At 46.3% G+C, this 14,443-nt stretch carries 14 protein-coding genes; 4 read left to right on the top strand and 10 right to left on the bottom strand.

The window, feature by feature from the left end; translation table 11 throughout:
- Positions 1–339: 339 nt before the first annotated feature.
- A complete protein-coding gene (gene mutL, locus Q0C11_RS09375; RefSeq protein WP_293007316.1) occupies positions 340–2,133 on the bottom strand; it encodes a DNA mismatch repair endonuclease MutL in 1,794 nt (597 codons plus the stop codon).
- Positions 2,134–2,227: 94 nt separating this feature from the next.
- Between mutL and Q0C11_RS09370 the strand changes: the two genes are divergently transcribed.
- Both Q0C11_RS09370 and Q0C11_RS09365 read left to right on the top strand, forming a co-directional pair.
- On the top strand, positions 2,228–2,830 hold the full coding sequence (locus Q0C11_RS09370; RefSeq protein WP_293007314.1) for a glycoside hydrolase family 19 protein: 603 nt from the start codon (positions 2,228–2,230) through the stop codon (positions 2,828–2,830).
- A gap of 95 nt (positions 2,831–2,925) precedes the next feature.
- Complete coding sequence (locus tag Q0C11_RS09365) at positions 2,926–3,348, top strand: hypothetical protein (RefSeq protein WP_293007312.1); 423 nt, start codon at positions 2,926–2,928, stop codon at positions 3,346–3,348.
- Between the two features lie 306 nt (positions 3,349–3,654).
- Here the strand turns inward: Q0C11_RS09365 and Q0C11_RS09360 are convergent, their stop codons facing one another.
- From Q0C11_RS09360 to Q0C11_RS09340, 5 genes are all read right to left on the bottom strand, one after another.
- The gene (locus Q0C11_RS09360; RefSeq protein WP_293007310.1) at positions 3,655–4,953 is read right to left on the bottom strand and encodes a bifunctional diguanylate cyclase/phosphodiesterase; all 1,299 of its coding nucleotides are present in this window, start codon (positions 4,951–4,953) and stop codon (positions 3,655–3,657) included.
- Positions 4,954–4,983: 30 nt separating this feature from the next.
- A complete protein-coding gene (locus Q0C11_RS09355; RefSeq protein ID WP_293007308.1) occupies positions 4,984–6,327 on the bottom strand; it encodes an HD-GYP domain-containing protein in 1,344 nt (447 codons plus the stop codon).
- 133 nt (positions 6,328–6,460) lie between these two features.
- The gene (locus Q0C11_RS09350) at positions 6,461–7,339 is read right to left on the bottom strand and encodes a hypothetical protein (RefSeq protein WP_293007306.1); all 879 of its coding nucleotides are present in this window, start codon (positions 7,337–7,339) and stop codon (positions 6,461–6,463) included.
- Between the two features lie 18 nt (positions 7,340–7,357).
- Positions 7,358–7,759 (bottom strand): biopolymer transporter ExbD, encoded by a 402-nt coding sequence (locus Q0C11_RS09345; protein ID WP_293007304.1) that lies wholly within the window; start codon positions 7,757–7,759, stop codon positions 7,358–7,360.
- Complete coding sequence (locus tag Q0C11_RS09340; RefSeq protein ID WP_293007302.1) at positions 7,746–8,393, bottom strand: MotA/TolQ/ExbB proton channel family protein; 648 nt, start codon at positions 8,391–8,393, stop codon at positions 7,746–7,748. Before Q0C11_RS09340 ends, Q0C11_RS09345 begins: the two co-directional genes overlap by 14 nt.
- 381 nt (positions 8,394–8,774) lie before the next feature.
- On the opposite strand from Q0C11_RS09340, the gene Q0C11_RS09335 reads away from it, so the two are divergent.
- Both Q0C11_RS09335 and Q0C11_RS09330 read left to right on the top strand, forming a co-directional pair.
- Positions 8,775–9,161: a surface-adhesin E family protein gene (locus Q0C11_RS09335; RefSeq protein WP_293007300.1), complete on the top strand. Its 387-nt coding sequence runs from the start codon at positions 8,775–8,777 to the stop codon at positions 9,159–9,161.
- A gap of 76 nt (positions 9,162–9,237) precedes the next feature.
- Positions 9,238–9,591 carry a DUF488 domain-containing protein gene (locus tag Q0C11_RS09330; protein ID WP_293007298.1) on the top strand — a complete coding sequence of 118 codons (354 nt, stop codon included), beginning with the start codon at positions 9,238–9,240 and terminating at the stop codon, positions 9,589–9,591.
- Between the two features lie 95 nt (positions 9,592–9,686).
- Here Q0C11_RS09330 and Q0C11_RS09325 read toward each other — a convergent pair whose 3' ends face one another.
- From Q0C11_RS09325 to Q0C11_RS09310, 4 genes are all read right to left on the bottom strand, one after another.
- The gene (locus Q0C11_RS09325) at positions 9,687–10,331 is read right to left on the bottom strand and encodes a YaeQ family protein (protein ID WP_293007296.1); all 645 of its coding nucleotides are present in this window, start codon (positions 10,329–10,331) and stop codon (positions 9,687–9,689) included.
- Positions 10,294–10,938: a DUF2959 domain-containing protein gene (locus tag Q0C11_RS09320; RefSeq protein ID WP_293007294.1), complete on the bottom strand. Its 645-nt coding sequence runs from the start codon at positions 10,936–10,938 to the stop codon at positions 10,294–10,296. Before Q0C11_RS09320 ends, Q0C11_RS09325 begins: the two co-directional genes overlap by 38 nt.
- A 62-nt stretch (positions 10,939–11,000) precedes the next feature.
- On the bottom strand, positions 11,001–12,995 hold the full coding sequence (locus Q0C11_RS09315; protein WP_293007292.1) for a diacylglycerol kinase family protein: 1,995 nt from the start codon (positions 12,993–12,995) through the stop codon (positions 11,001–11,003).
- 26 nt (positions 12,996–13,021) lie between these two features.
- On the bottom strand, positions 13,022–14,254 hold the full coding sequence (locus Q0C11_RS09310; protein ID WP_293007290.1) for a CDP-alcohol phosphatidyltransferase family protein: 1,233 nt from the start codon (positions 14,252–14,254) through the stop codon (positions 13,022–13,024).
- Between the last annotated feature and the right edge of the window lie 189 nt (positions 14,255–14,443).

The following is a 14,443-nucleotide window of genomic DNA, read 5'->3' as shown; positions in this document are numbered from 1 at the left end:
CTCATGCGTTCAATCAATTCCATCCATGCTTTGAATTCCGTTGATTTCATTGTGCACACCTCTATATCTCAATGCACGTTGGACAAACAATTCAATAATTAATTGTTACATAGCCTTTATTAAGCTGTATCACAACTTGGGTTCTAATTTGCTGTGGCCATAAGAGTATCAGTTGTACCGCTTGCGACCGGATTGGGCGAAGGGGCAAGGAAGTGATTTTGTTGTTAGATTGACCAAGGACTCCCACGCTTCCAGCGAGCAGGATTTCAATGAACTCAAAGCATTGAGGTTTGATGACGAAGGATTCACTAAAATACTTGCGGGTCAGTAACGGCTTGTTTACTTTCCGCGCATAAACAACTTGTCCAGATCAGCCAAACTGGTTTCAAACCACGTGGGTCTGCCGTGGTTGCATTGATTGGCGCGTTCGGTCATTTCCATTTCACGCAGCAAGGCATTCATTTCTTCAAGGGTCAGCTTGCGGTTGGCACGAATTGCGCCGTGGCAAGCCATTGTTGCTAGTATTTCATTGCGTTTGGCGGTTAGAATCTGACTGGCGCCGTATTCGCGGATTTCGTGCAGAATGTCGCGCGCAAGCTGTGCAATATCTGCATGTTGCAGTGTGGTTGGCACTGCGCGCACTGCCACAGTAGTTGGCGAGAGCACTGCAATCTCAAATCCCAGTTGATCCAGGGTTGCCTGGTTTTCTTCGATCACGGCGACATTCAGCTGGTCGGCATAAAAGGTGACCGGAATGAGCAACGATTGCTTCGGTATTTCGTGTTGATCAAGCGCTTGTTTGAGTTTTTCATACATAATCCGTTCATGTGCGGCATGCATGTCGACAACTATCAGTCCTCGCACGTTTTGCGCCAGAATATAAATGCCGTGCAGTTGCCCCAACGCAAAACCGAGCGGATGGTTGTCTTGAGTTACTTCCACCGCGATGGATTGATCAGTCCTTGCTGTCGGTATTGCAGGAGTTAGGTTAGTCGGGACTGTAGGGATAGAACGGGCTTCTGTGCCAAACAAGGTGCCGTAAAAGCTGACCGGTTGCGATACCAAACCAGCCTGAGCTTGGCCAGTTTTGGGATAAGCCGGATAAGATCGAGCGATTGGTGTTGGTACTTTAAACTGTGATTCTGTTTGCGGTAAAGCCAGTGCTTTGTTGATTGCATGAAAAATAAATTGATGCAGCGCACGCGGTTCGCGGAAACGCACTTCTGTTTTGGTCGGATGTACATTGACATCAACGCCTTCCGGATTGAGGTCAAGAAACAAAACAAAAGCCGGATGCCGGTCCAGATGCAGCACATCCCGATAGGCTTCGCGCAGCGCATGAGAAATCAGCTTGTCGTTGACGAAACGATGGTTGACAAAGAAATACTGCGTATCGCGCGATGAACGCGCATAAGCCGGTAACGCAACCATGCCGTGTAAATGCATCTCGGCTGACTGTTCGTCAATCCAGGCGGCGGTTTGTTTGAATTCTTCCCCTAACACCGCTGCAATTCTTTGCGTTGAATCGCCTGCACGTAAATGTCGCCGTGCTTTGCCATTATGTTGTAGAACGAATTCAATGCTCGCTTGCGATAAGGCAATGCGTTTAAAGGTCTCGTCGCAATGTGCAAATTCGGTGGCTTCCGACTTCAGAAATTTGCGTCTGGCAGGAATATTGAAGTACAAATCATTGATATCCAACGTTGTGCCCTGTGTCAATGACGAAGGCGTGGGCTGCGAGACTGTTTTACCTTCTACCAGAATTTGCCAGGCATGGCTTTGCTCTGCAGGACGGCTAGTCAAGGTCAAGCGTGAAACCGCTGCAATGCTAGCTAACGCCTCACCACGAAAGCCCAGGCTGGTGATCTGATGCAAATCTTCCAGTGTGCTGATTTTGCTGGTGCTGTGGCGTGTCAAGGCTAACTGCAATTCATCTTTAGCAATGCCAGCGCCGTCATCAGCGACGCGAATCTGCTTCACGCCGCCTTGCTGAAGTTGTACGGTAATTCTCCTGGCGCCAGCATCAACACTGTTTTCAAGAATTTCTTTAAGCGCAGCAGCCGGACGTTCAACCACTTCGCCAGCAGCGATTTGATTGATTAACAGCTCGGGAAGCGGTTTAATCGAGGCCATATTCAGCAGGTGCTTTAAAAATTGTGATTATAATGTGTAACTGAGTATCCATTGTACTTTGGCAGAATCATTAACTGCATAAAATTTTGGGGGAATGATGTTAGCGCTAGATCGATTGAAAACCCATGTTCCAGATACCGTGCTTGATCAAATTCCTGATTGTGCGGCAAAGTTTGATATCAATACATCCTTGCGACTGGCACACTTTCTCGCGCAGTGTGCGCATGAGAGTGCGGAGTTTAAAACACGAGAAGAAAATTTGAATTATTCTGCTGCGGGCTTGAAGAAAGTCTTCCCCAGGTATTTTCCGGGGAATTTAGCGGAAAATTATGCGCGTCAGCCAGAGAAAATAGCGTCACGAGTTTATGGCGGCAGAATGGGTAATGGCAACGAAGCCAGCAAGGAGGGCTATAAATACCGTGGCAGAGGGTATATTCAGTTGACTGGCAAAGACAACTACAGTGCTTTTGCTAACAGTGTCAGCGATGATGTTTTGGATAAGCCCGACTTAGTGGCATCGCAATTCCCTTTGCTGTCGGCGGCATGGTTCTGGGATATTCGGTCACTCAACGCATTGGCCGATGCAGGTGCCGGCGATGAGGTAGTGACGAAAATAACCAAGAAAGTAAATGGTGGTCTCAATGGCTTGGAGGATCGCATCAAGTTTTTTAAAAATTATTATGCTTTGCTGGTTTGAGAACGGCAACTGTTTGCTTTTGCACTTTAATAGGCTTGCTTTCTTTGCCTGCTCCTGTGAATGCAGCGGAATCGCACTGCCAAGGGGAGGAGCAAGTGATATTTTCCTGTTCACTGGGCGAGAAAACAGTTTCAGTCTGCGCCTCGAATGATTTCTCCGCTAGCAGCGGTTATCTGCAATATCGATTTGGGCCACTTGGCATGCCTGAACTGACATTTCCGGCTGTGAATGACGCATCAGTTCCAGTTGTTCAATTTATCCAGGCGCGCACCTTGATATTTGCGGGCGGCGGCGGCGGTTATTTGCGTTTTATCAACGGAGAGTATCATTACATTGTGTATACCGCTATCGGTAAGGGTTGGGGAACGAAAGACGGCATTGCGGTGGAGAGAAGCCATCAAGTGATCGCCAATCTCAAATGCCAGGATGTGCCTGTCTCAAAAATCAGTGCAGAGTTTTTTACTCGCGCCGGATTATCGATTGATCAAAATGAATTCGAGATTCCGGGGCTTGATTAGGCAAGAATCAGAATTTCTAGAGCGCTAGAGCGCTAGAGTGCTTGGGGCGGATGAGTTTGGTAAAAGCGCTGGAAAATCTGACTACAAAAAATGACATGGTTTTAGGGTATTTCTGGTTTATAAGTAATTGAATAGTAATTAATTTTTATATATTGCAAGGGTTGTCTGAGATTTTAATCAACTAAGAAGGGGAAAGTGAAATGAAAAGAATGCTTAAATTAACTTCGGCCTCGGCTTCCGCTTTTATTTCCTAATGCTTCTAAACACTGAATAACTTGTCAATCCCAGTACGATCAGAGATTCTTCTTATGCGGTTGTTTGCGATGCTGTCTGCAAGAGGTAGGCAGGGGATTGATCGATGCTAGTTCTGATGAGTTCCGGTAGCGGCATGGCCTTACCAAAGAGGTAACCTTGAATCACGTCACACCCCAACGTGCGCAGGCGTTCATAGGTTGCAATATCTTCCACGCCTTCGGCAACTACGGATAGATTCAACCGGTGCGCAAGATTGATCATCGAGTCGACGATCCGGTCGTGTTTATGATGTGTTGTCATATGCCGGACAAAAACCATGTCAATCTTAACTTCGTCCAAAGGTAAGTCCAGCATGCGTGCCATTGATGAATAACCGGTTCCAAAGTCATCCATGGCCAGTTTTAATCCCATATCCTTGAGTTGACATAAGGTATCCAGTGTTCCTGCTTGATTGTCCATAACAGCTGTTTCGGTCAGTTCAATGGTGATATCTTCTGGCGGTACGTTCCAGAGAGATAAGCCCTGTAGAACGAGTTCGGTAAGTTCAGGGTCGCGCAGGTCGTCAGCTGAAAAATTGATCGAAACACCGGCGTTTAATCCTGCTCTCCGATACTCGGAACATTCCCTTAATGCGGTATGGAAAACCCATAGCGTGAGTTTGGGCATGAGCGAGGTGCCTTCAGCAACTTGGATTAATTTATCGGTACGGATCGGTCCGTGATGTGGATGATGCCATCGTAGTAGGGCTTCAGTGGATTTGATCCTGCCACTGGCAATATCGATCTGAGGTTGATACCCTAAATACAATCCGCCATTTTCGATAGCGTGGCCTAAATCTGACCAGAGATCAATTTGGAACATTAGCGGATCTTGCATTTCGGCGTCAAAGAGCTTGATCGGAAGTTGTTCCAGTTTTGCTTGGCGCACAGCCGTGCTTGCGTTACACATCAATTGATCTAACGCGTAACCGCTTTCATTGTTCACTGCCACGCCAAAACGCGGAACCAGGATGATATTTTTTCTATCAAGCTCAAATGGAGGTGTCAGGATTCGTAGGATTTTATGGGCGGCCAGCATGGCATGTGCATCGGTAAGTAAATCGACCAGTAAGCAGGTTATTTGATACCGTCCGGTGATGCCGACCAGATCGCCTGGGTTCAGAGCATTTTTTGATTGTTGGGCAATTTGCTGCAAAATATTATCAACAATGGTAAATCCAAGGACGCCATCCAATTCTACTAGCCGCTCAAAGTTGATGATCATTACGGCATTGCGACGGCCCAATTGGAATTCATCATGTAATCTTCGTGAGGCTTGTTGCAGAAAGTGTTGATAAGCGAGGATGGTCATAGATTTAATGTAATGATAGATTTTGGATGTTTATAAATAATATTTCTTTGGATCAATTCCGTATGCGCCCTGAGGGAGATCATCTACGATGACGTACGCAACCCCTCCTGGGTTTTTGCCAGCGGTTCTTAGATCTAAGGTTACAGGGTACTCATAGGGTTTCTTCTCGGCATCACAGATGATCATGATTTGAGGAAGAAATCGTTGCGTGCGATTGTGGGTGAGGACAATAGCAATTTCGCCACTGTTTAGTTCAACCAGACTGCCTACCGGAAACATGCCGATGCACTGAGAAAATTGCTCCACCAAAATATAATTGAGTCCGTTATGCGCATTATCTTTAAGTTCTTTTAGCGCCTGAAAAGGTTTCATACCTGGCATGCGCGATTCTCCCCAGATAAGTTCCTCATAGCAATCGATAATGGCGGCCATACGCGCATAAGGATGTAATTGGTTGGCGTATAATCCAGAAGGATAACCATTGCCGTTCTCGCGCTCATGATGCTGTAAAATAATTTTGACGACTTCTTCCGGTGCATCAGTTAGCTGCGCGATAATTTCTTCTCCATACGCGATGTGCTGTTTCATCAACTTGCGTTCATTCGGTGCGAGCGATATATTTCTTTTACCCTGGATTTCTTTAGGTAGGCGTTGTTTGCCGATATCCATTAGTAATCCACCCAGGCCAAGAACTGTCAATTCCTTGTGGGGCAGACCGAGATGACGGCCGAAGGCAAGCAAATGTACCGAAGTTTTAATGGCATTGTCATAAAGTTCTTTTCCGGTGGTTTTAAGCTGTGCCAGCAGCAATGCTGCATCGGGATTACGGATAATGCTTTCGCGTAATGTGTCGACCACTTCATGCGCTACGCGCATATTGATTTGAATATTGCAATCCAGGTTGGAATTGATATCGCTAAATAATGTAGAAACGGTATTGTACGCTTTGGTGGCCGCAGGGATTTCTTGTTCTGCTGTGCAGATGTCGCTGTAGGTATTAACGCGTTGTAGCAGTGAGTCGAGCGATTTAGTTTCATGCAATGTTGGTAACTTGCCACGATTTGAAGCTGTGGAGGTGACATGGAATGAGGCGTTCGGTTCATGCGATGCTAATGGCTTGCCCTGATTTGAAACAGTCTGAGAGTGATGGGGGGTGCTTGAGAAGTGTTGTTGAACAGCGAATGGCTCGCTTCTGTCGATGTCCACGTAAACATGTTTGCAGTAGCGCCGGAGCTCGTTAATATCATGCTGTGATTGAATCAGGATGCCTTGAATTGGGTAAGCTGTTTCAAGCCAAGGACGATCGAGGTCACTGACGTACATGCCGAGCTGCAAGTCATTAACGGAAACTTCAATAGTACTATCGCTTATCATCACAGAAGAATTGGTAGAATAATAAAGTGTGGCTCATAATCAGTTCAATAAAAACACAGAGAAACGAAATTGTTCCCTGTGTTCGATAGTTACGACGTTATTAGTATGTTACTTGAGGTAATTTAAACAAGATCTAACGTGTTGGATTGATGAAAAATTCACGCATCAAGAAATCTTCCAATCCTGCGCTATCTCTCTCTCTCGCAGATAAGACGATGACACGGTGCAAGCGATGCGATTCCCAATTAAAATCCTCTTTGTAATGTTCCCGAATCAGCTGGATCATACGGCGAATGATGGCACGTTCAATGTCGCCATCTGTTCCAGTTTCGACCCGAATCATCTGTAACCGTGGATTGCTTTGACCGGTAGTCCAGGCACGAAATGAAAATTCCGCCGTACGCGGGCCGATGCGAAGAATTTGGAATATACCGCTGGTACCAGGGTTTTGCAGATTACGCCGCACATTCGCCATACGGATCTCTTCTGCTGAAAGTTGGTTTGCAGTATTGCTGGATGCAGTACTTTCCTGTGAATCAAAGATTCCTTCTGCGGCGCGGCGGCGCGCTTTTGCTTGATTAATATACTCAGACAGATCGGTAGGGGTATCTGTAGGAGGTTCCGGAGGCGCTTTGGTTTTGGCAACTTCCTGCGCTGGGATAGGTGCTTTGGGTTGGCTCGGCTTCTCAGCTGCCTTGGGCTTGGTTGGAGGTCTTGATGGTGGCGGCTGAGCAGGTGTCGGTGGTGTTTTAGGTGCGGGTTGGGCCTCAGCTACTTTGGGTTTCTCGGGTTGCGGAGCGGGTGCGCTTGGTTGAGAGGCGGGTAGGGAGTTATTAGCATCTTCCGATTCATTTATATCAATGAAACTGGCGGCAATGGGCGGTGGCGTTTCAGTTTCCATTTCCGGTAGTGACATAAGAAATCCCAGGCCCCAGACGATCAGCAGCCAGACGAGCGCAGCCAATGGCATTGGCCACCATAAGCGAATTTCTCTCGATCGGGGACTGGCCATTCTTAACGTGCTATTTATTTATTTATGTTTGACTGCAATCAAAAAATGCTGGGCTCCGGCGGATCGGGCGCGCAACATGGCCTGCACGACGATACCTTGCGGTGCCTCATTATCCGCGGACACGATCAATTTTTGCTTGGAATCCGCGAGTAACGGTTTGAGCGTAGTTGCCAGCGTGTCCAGCGTGACTGCCGTCTGATTGATAAAAATTTTGCTGTCTTTGGTTAACGTCAAGGTGACCGGTTTTTCCGCACTGAGCTTTTCCGCTTGTCCTTCGGGCAAATCGACCTGCAGTGAATCCAGATTTTGCATCGATAATGAAGCCAGCATGAATGTTGCCAGCAAGAAGAACATCACATCGATCATCGGGATGATCTCGATTTTGCCTTTCGAAATGATGCGGGATTTACGCAGTTTCATCGTGATTATCCTGTTGATCCCGACGAATATTGTCGATCAGTCGTGTACCCAGGCGTTCCATTTCATCCATTGTTAGCGATTGCAAACGGGCAAAGTAATTGAATCCAAACAGAGCTATCAGCGCAATTGCCAACCCTACTACGGTAGCAATCAACGCTTCGGCAACCCCGCCTGTGACCGCAGCGGGATTAACCAATCCTTCGCTGCCGATAACCTGGAAGGCACGCATCATACCGATCACAGTTCCTACTAGGCCAAGCAGCGGCGCGGCGGTGACAATGGTTTCCAACGCCCATAATCGGCGTGCCAGCGATTCCTCAATGATTTGGGCTTCATCGGCGGCGCGGGATTCGGTCCACCAGGCGGGTTGATGACGGTTGGAAATTACCACTTCAAAGAAACGCTTGTAATAGTGACGGCTATCCAGCCCGGAAAGTATTTTTTCCAGATCGTTCCATTTGAAGCCATAGGTTTCCACCAGATTGAGCAAGTCGCTGGAAAGGCGCGCATAACGCCAATAGATAAATGCCTTTTCGAGCATAATCGCCACTGCAATAACACCCAGTAAAACCAGCGGTATGATAATAATTCCGCCAAGCTTTAACATGATCCAGGCTTGATTCAATTCTTCCATTTATTTAACTCCAGATTAAGGCTTTTCATAAATCTATTGTTGCTTGTATTCATTGGATGATTGTTTTAGTGCAGGAAATTCCTGCAGCGTTCACACGAAGCGAAATATCATTACAAATACAAACTCGTTCCAACGATCAGTAAATCTGCAACCAATATGTTATCGTGTGATTTCTCAAAAGTCTTCGGATAAATCGCCTGGTATCACAGGCTATATGGATGCTAAGAATAGTTGAAAACATCAGTAGTTGGAACTATTTAATGGCAAAATAACTGACATTTATGGTTTTGTTGCAGAAAGGCGAAACCTGTCTGAATTATCCATTGTTTGCACATTCTGTAGAATGAGAAAACAGATTAAACGAACGAATTGTAGCAATTAATGATGAAAAAATATTTATCGGTACTATTCCTGCTATTCGTTGTCATGCCTGCACAAGCCAAGTGGATTAAGCTGGATATGCCTGTCAAGCAAGGTGAAAAGCATTATTTTGATCCTGAGACAATGCTGGAAAATGATCGATTCAGAAAAGTTTGGGTGCTTTCCAGCTACGATGAGAAGCAAAAAGGAGGACATCATGCAGTTAAAACTTTGTATGAATTCGATTGCATTCATCACAAATCCCGCTCGCTCACGATGTTGTTGTATCCGGATAAAGAGGCCACAGGTATGGTGATCGGTGCGCACCATGAAGAATCCAGAGATTGGTTTGGTTTTTCGGCTAATTCGATGTTTCGACATATTGCGGAGACGATTTGTAGTGATTGAGTAGGCTTTAATTAAAACAAATGTTAGTTTACTCAATTCGATCATTTTCTTGCTACAAATTTACTTGGGCAAACTGATGACTATCCTGCTTAAACGAGCATACGAGCCATTTGCACCAAGCGATGGATTTCGAATCCTTGTAGATCGGCTTTGGCCGCGAGGAGTTTCCAAGCACTTGGCACATATTGATTTGTGGCTCAAGGATGTGGCGCCCAGTACTCCTCTTCGTAAGTGGTTTAATCATGATCCATTAAAATGGATCGAATTTCGAGATCGTTATTTTCTGGAGCTTTGTCATAACACGGAGGCGGTTGAGCAACTCGTCGGGCACGTACGCCATGATGTAGTGGTTACACTCGTATATGGTGCGAAGGATGTGGAGCGTAATCATGCTGTCGTAATCAAAGAGTATCTTGAGAATATGAAGTGACTGACAAGCCAGGTCGGCATTTCTGGAGCCGACCTAACTCAGATATTGGGAATTGCAGGCTAATTTAATTTCAAGAGTTGAGTCGCATTAAAGAATCAATTAACGCTTAACGATACCCAGCCTACCTCACACTCACCAGATTCTGTAGCCACATAAGCAGATTCCTCGGAAATTGTGACAGAGATATCCATTGTTCGCTGCGCTAGTTTTGCCAGGGTTTGGATGTTGTGCCATTGGAACTGGAAAATAGCTGCCGTCAGTGCATTAAATTTGGCTTGTTCCTGTGTCCACCAGACATTCGATTTGGAGTTAAAACTATACACTTTGACAGTCTGGGCGAGCCGTGTAGCTTTTTTGATTCGATCCGGGGCAGGCTCGCCGACGTCGATCCACAATGTAATTCGGCCATCCGGAGTATGTGCCCATAGATCAGGTTCTTCCGCAGTGCTTAATCCTTTAGTAAGCGCGAGCGACCCTTGGGCATTAATGCAAAATGCGAGCATGCGCACCATCATTCGTTCGAGCGTTTCAGATGGGTGTTGGGCGATGGTCAGGTTAAGTGTGTCGTAGTAATTGCGATTGAGATCCGTCAGTGCAATTTTGAATTTATAAATGGTTGGTTTTAAAGCCACTGGCGCTTCCTTATTGCTGAAAACCTTGGAATAATATCTGACGAGCCATTCCGAGGTTTCCTGAGCTAATTTATTTTTCCATCGTGCTGATAAACGCATTGGCTTCATTGATAGATTGCTCCATCGAAGCAATGAGCGCGGATACATCGGACTTGATCGTGCCCAGTTCATTCTTGAGCGAAGCTATTGCACGCGCATTCAGGTTGTGCTTGAGGAACATGACTTGATCCTGGAAAACGCGTAGGATTGGCTCAATCTTAGCTTCGGCTTGTTTCATCGAGGCGATCAATTGGTGATAGTGCGCTTGTGTGGTGTCGAGTTTTTTCTGGCTACTTTGTTTCATTGATGCATTGCTGTATTGCATGATTTCTTGTTTCCATTCGGTAAATAATGCTTCAGAAACGCTTTCAATATCGGCAATGCGACTGTTCACTTCCTCGGCTTTGCTCACGCTGTCTTCATAGGCATCATTCAGTTTGTTATAAGTGGCCTCGAGATCGCCACCCTGAAAGTTGGTGGCGGCGGTGAATTGTTCTAAGGCGGATTTGAATTGCTCCTTGGTTTCTTCTTGGGTGTCGCGCGCTTTCTCAACCCGATAGACCATGACATCCCGTTTGGGAATGCCGACTTTTTCCAAGCCTTCGAGATACATCGTGGTGCAAGCAGTCAGCAGCAAGAGAACCGGAAGTAAGAATAAGCGATTTAAATGATTCATAAATATCTCCCTAAGAAAATCCAGTTTGTGAGTATATACAGCGCAGCGGGTGATTAATCTTTCTAGCGTACCACGCCGCGTCTTAATAATTGCCAGGCTACCTTTAAGCCCCACAGAATAGGATGGCGGCGTAATTTCGGCGTGACTTCCACTCGCACGCCGGTATGCCGTTCTATTTTCCATGCGGCGTAATCTACGCTATTGCTGAATGTTAGTGTGGCTTTGGATAAGCGCAGGATAGACAGGATTTTTCCCTGCCAGCGACGCAAACGCCAACGCCATAACGCCCGTCGCTGCATTTCTGGCGTAGTCAGGCAGCGATATTTCCCATTCTCTTGTTTTTCCAATATTCCTTCCAGTATGGGGCTCGCTACATCGGTCAGACGGGCAAATGCATCCAGATTGGTTTGGGCCAGATGGCGTGCGCGTGTCTCCCGCTCAGCACGTAATTCAGCTGCATAGGTGAGCATCAGGCAGCGAGTCCAAATTTCTTCAACATTAATGATGCCAGCGTCGATCGTTACGACACCTGATTTCAGGAAATTAATCACAGCATGGGCTTGTGCTACATAAAGGCGTTCCCGTACGGCATCATCACGAAAATACAGCATTCTCGACGGCTGTGCGAAGCGTGCCCAGATATACGGATGAAACCAGAATTGCGCACCACGTTCAAAATCTTTGGTTGAAATGACGGCGTATTTGGCGCGTAATATGCGTTCTTGATACGGTATTTCGAGATAAAAAACATTGGGTGCCAGCCAAGTATTTAAATTGGCTAAATATCGTTCGGGATAAGCTTGGTAGTAGCTGTTGACGATGACATACAAATCGACAATACCCTCGTCCAGGCTGACAGCGGAATGTAGGCAGGATCCATAAAGCATCACGGCATCCAGTGATTCACCGAAACGCATCATAAGGGAATCTATCAAAGGTACAAGATCGGGTGACGTTTCTTTGTTGTTTTCCCAAGCAACTTCGCTAATCAGCCGAATGGGTAGTTGTTGGGTAGGCAGTGGTATAGAAGAGATCATGGTACTAGTGGTGTCCTTGAGTACTAAAAAAGTGATGGGGTTAGTTGCGGTAATTCGCAAAGGATTCTGTGTATTGATTGATTGATACAATTCGCCGTCCACAATGTATTCATCATTCATGTGTACAGTCAAAGCGGAGGTGTTATGGCTATAGTAGCCATCTTTTTCCTGTAGCACCTTTCCTCCACCCGAAAGTAGCGGCCACAATGATCGCCACAAGCGCTTGCACTGCTGATCAACCCATGTTACATGGAGTGGTTCTGCTTCTTTGCCCCAATAGGGACGGATATTGAGCAACAGGCAATCCAATGCACTGACGAGTGCAAATAAATAGGTGCCCTGGCGAATCCGACCATTTGCTTCTGTCATTGTCATTTTGACAGGCATCCATTCCTTTTGCTGGCGGCTTAGTATCATTCCGGTAATGATGCCGACAAGGGATCGCAGCATAATCAGGAAGGTAAAAATGCTACCGGTGATTCCGATTTGTTTTACCGAGCTGCGCGAAAATTTGACGCCGCGTGCGACGAGTCCAGCGGCAAAGAACATGCCGTAAATAGGGCTTGTTCCTGTTTGTTCGATACGTAACACCGGGCGTTGAGCCAGTTTGGGCACGGTTGGTTCGAGCAAATAGTGATGCAATTGTCGGATGATTTTTTCCGGTTTACCACGGACCCCAAGATCCAGCGGTGTCATGTTGGTGGTTCCGCCAGGAACAATCATGATGAGTGGCCATTGTTTAGGTGCCAGCGATGTGAATAGATGGCCGAAAATCGCGTGTGTGGTGCCGTCTCCCGCAACGATGACCAGCAAGTCAATTTTTGCACGGATGAGCTGATTAATCGCAGTTTTAAAACCGGAGGCATCGCTGGCTTCGCATAGGAGAATGCCTGGTATTGCCTGCAATGCCTGCCGGATGGCTAGTGTGCGTTTGCGTACTTGGCCGCCCATAGGGTTAAGTAGGCAACCGACCTTGGCTGTTCCGGCTGTTATGCGATCAATCCGCGATTGTAAAGTCATCAGGTGTTGTTGTGAGCCGTTAAATTTTAGGATAGCGGGAACGGTTTTCTGAGATCAATCGGGGCGCGCGTAAAAATTCTGACAGCGAGTATTTCCCGGTCATGTGTTGGATCGACATCCTGCAACCAGGACTTCAGTGTTCCTTCTGCATTTTTGGTTCGCCAGGCTATTAGCACGCGCCATGCGAGAAATACGGTCGAAATCAAGTGCCAGAACACGACCAGGTACAATCCGATATCCGGACGATCAATCCACCAACCATAGCTAAGAAAGAGTAGATTGGGATTACGTCGGGCTGTAATCAAGCGATTAAAAGAATCCAGTTTTTTCCAGATAAATAAATCAAACGGCGCTAACCATAGCTGAAATGTGCCTTCGCACAATCGTCCGCCGACATAACCTAGAAACATCAGCACCATGAAAATTTCCAGGCCGGGAATAGCTGCTTGTGTCCCCGCTAATCCCGCTCCCCATGCCAGGTACCATAAAGGCGGATGGACAATATCCAGGCCGTGATCCAGGACGTCTCCAATGCGGCTTGAAGTGACTGTGACCCGTGCCAATTTTCCATCGACCGTATCGAGAAAAGTCATGAACCATCCCATCAACAATCCAATGCCAAAGAATCCAGCCCAGAATGCTAGTCCGGTTAGAATGGCAAGCACGATGCTGAGATACGTTACGTGATTAGGTTGCCAGCCCTGGCGCACGCAAAAATGTGTAGTCCAGTATGCCGGTAATGGCCAAATCCATTTAGTAACGAGATCGGTGACACCTTTGTATGATCCGGAAAATAGTTCTTTTTCCAGTAATGAACGATTCTCCTCGCTGACAGGCAGAATGTACGGCGGGTCTTTCTTTTTCAGATTCTGTTGAAAATCAATTTTCAAATCTTTTAAATCAATTCGCGGCATGGTCAGCAACACGAATTTATAATTCTGGCTTTTGTTGTTGTTAAGATTTTTAAGTAGCCGCGATGCTTGGCTACCATCGGTGCGTATCGCAGCCGGGCAACCTTCTTCATTGTATAAAGCGATTCTTTTATCCAGTCCGAGCAATGCCGAAAGCACGCGTGCATCAAACAGAAAGTTGGCATTCAGGAATAATGCATTGGCATGCATGGGAATTTTTTCGACATCATCGACAAGAGTGACTTGTTCGTGTGCTTTCAGCATACGTTGCAAGCGTTCGCGCCCTGTTAATCCCCAAATGGTTATTTGATTGTCACCGAAAATATGAATATAGGTTGAAGTCGGCATGTGTAATAGGTACCTGGTTCTTATATGAATTGATTATCCGACCTTGGCGAGCGTACACTGGATTTAGCAAGGTTATGCGATTTTAGATGTTTTATGATAACAATAATAGACTGTGGCGCACTTTGAATTGTCAATGAAATTTTGGAGAAGAATCTACATAAACGAACTATTGTGTTAAAGCGTGTTTGA

The sequence above is a fragment of the Nitrosomonas sp. genome (assembly GCF_022842015.1).
GTDB lineage: Bacteria > Pseudomonadota > Gammaproteobacteria > Burkholderiales > Nitrosomonadaceae > Nitrosomonas.
This window is presented reverse-complemented; position numbering and strand designations above follow the sequence as displayed.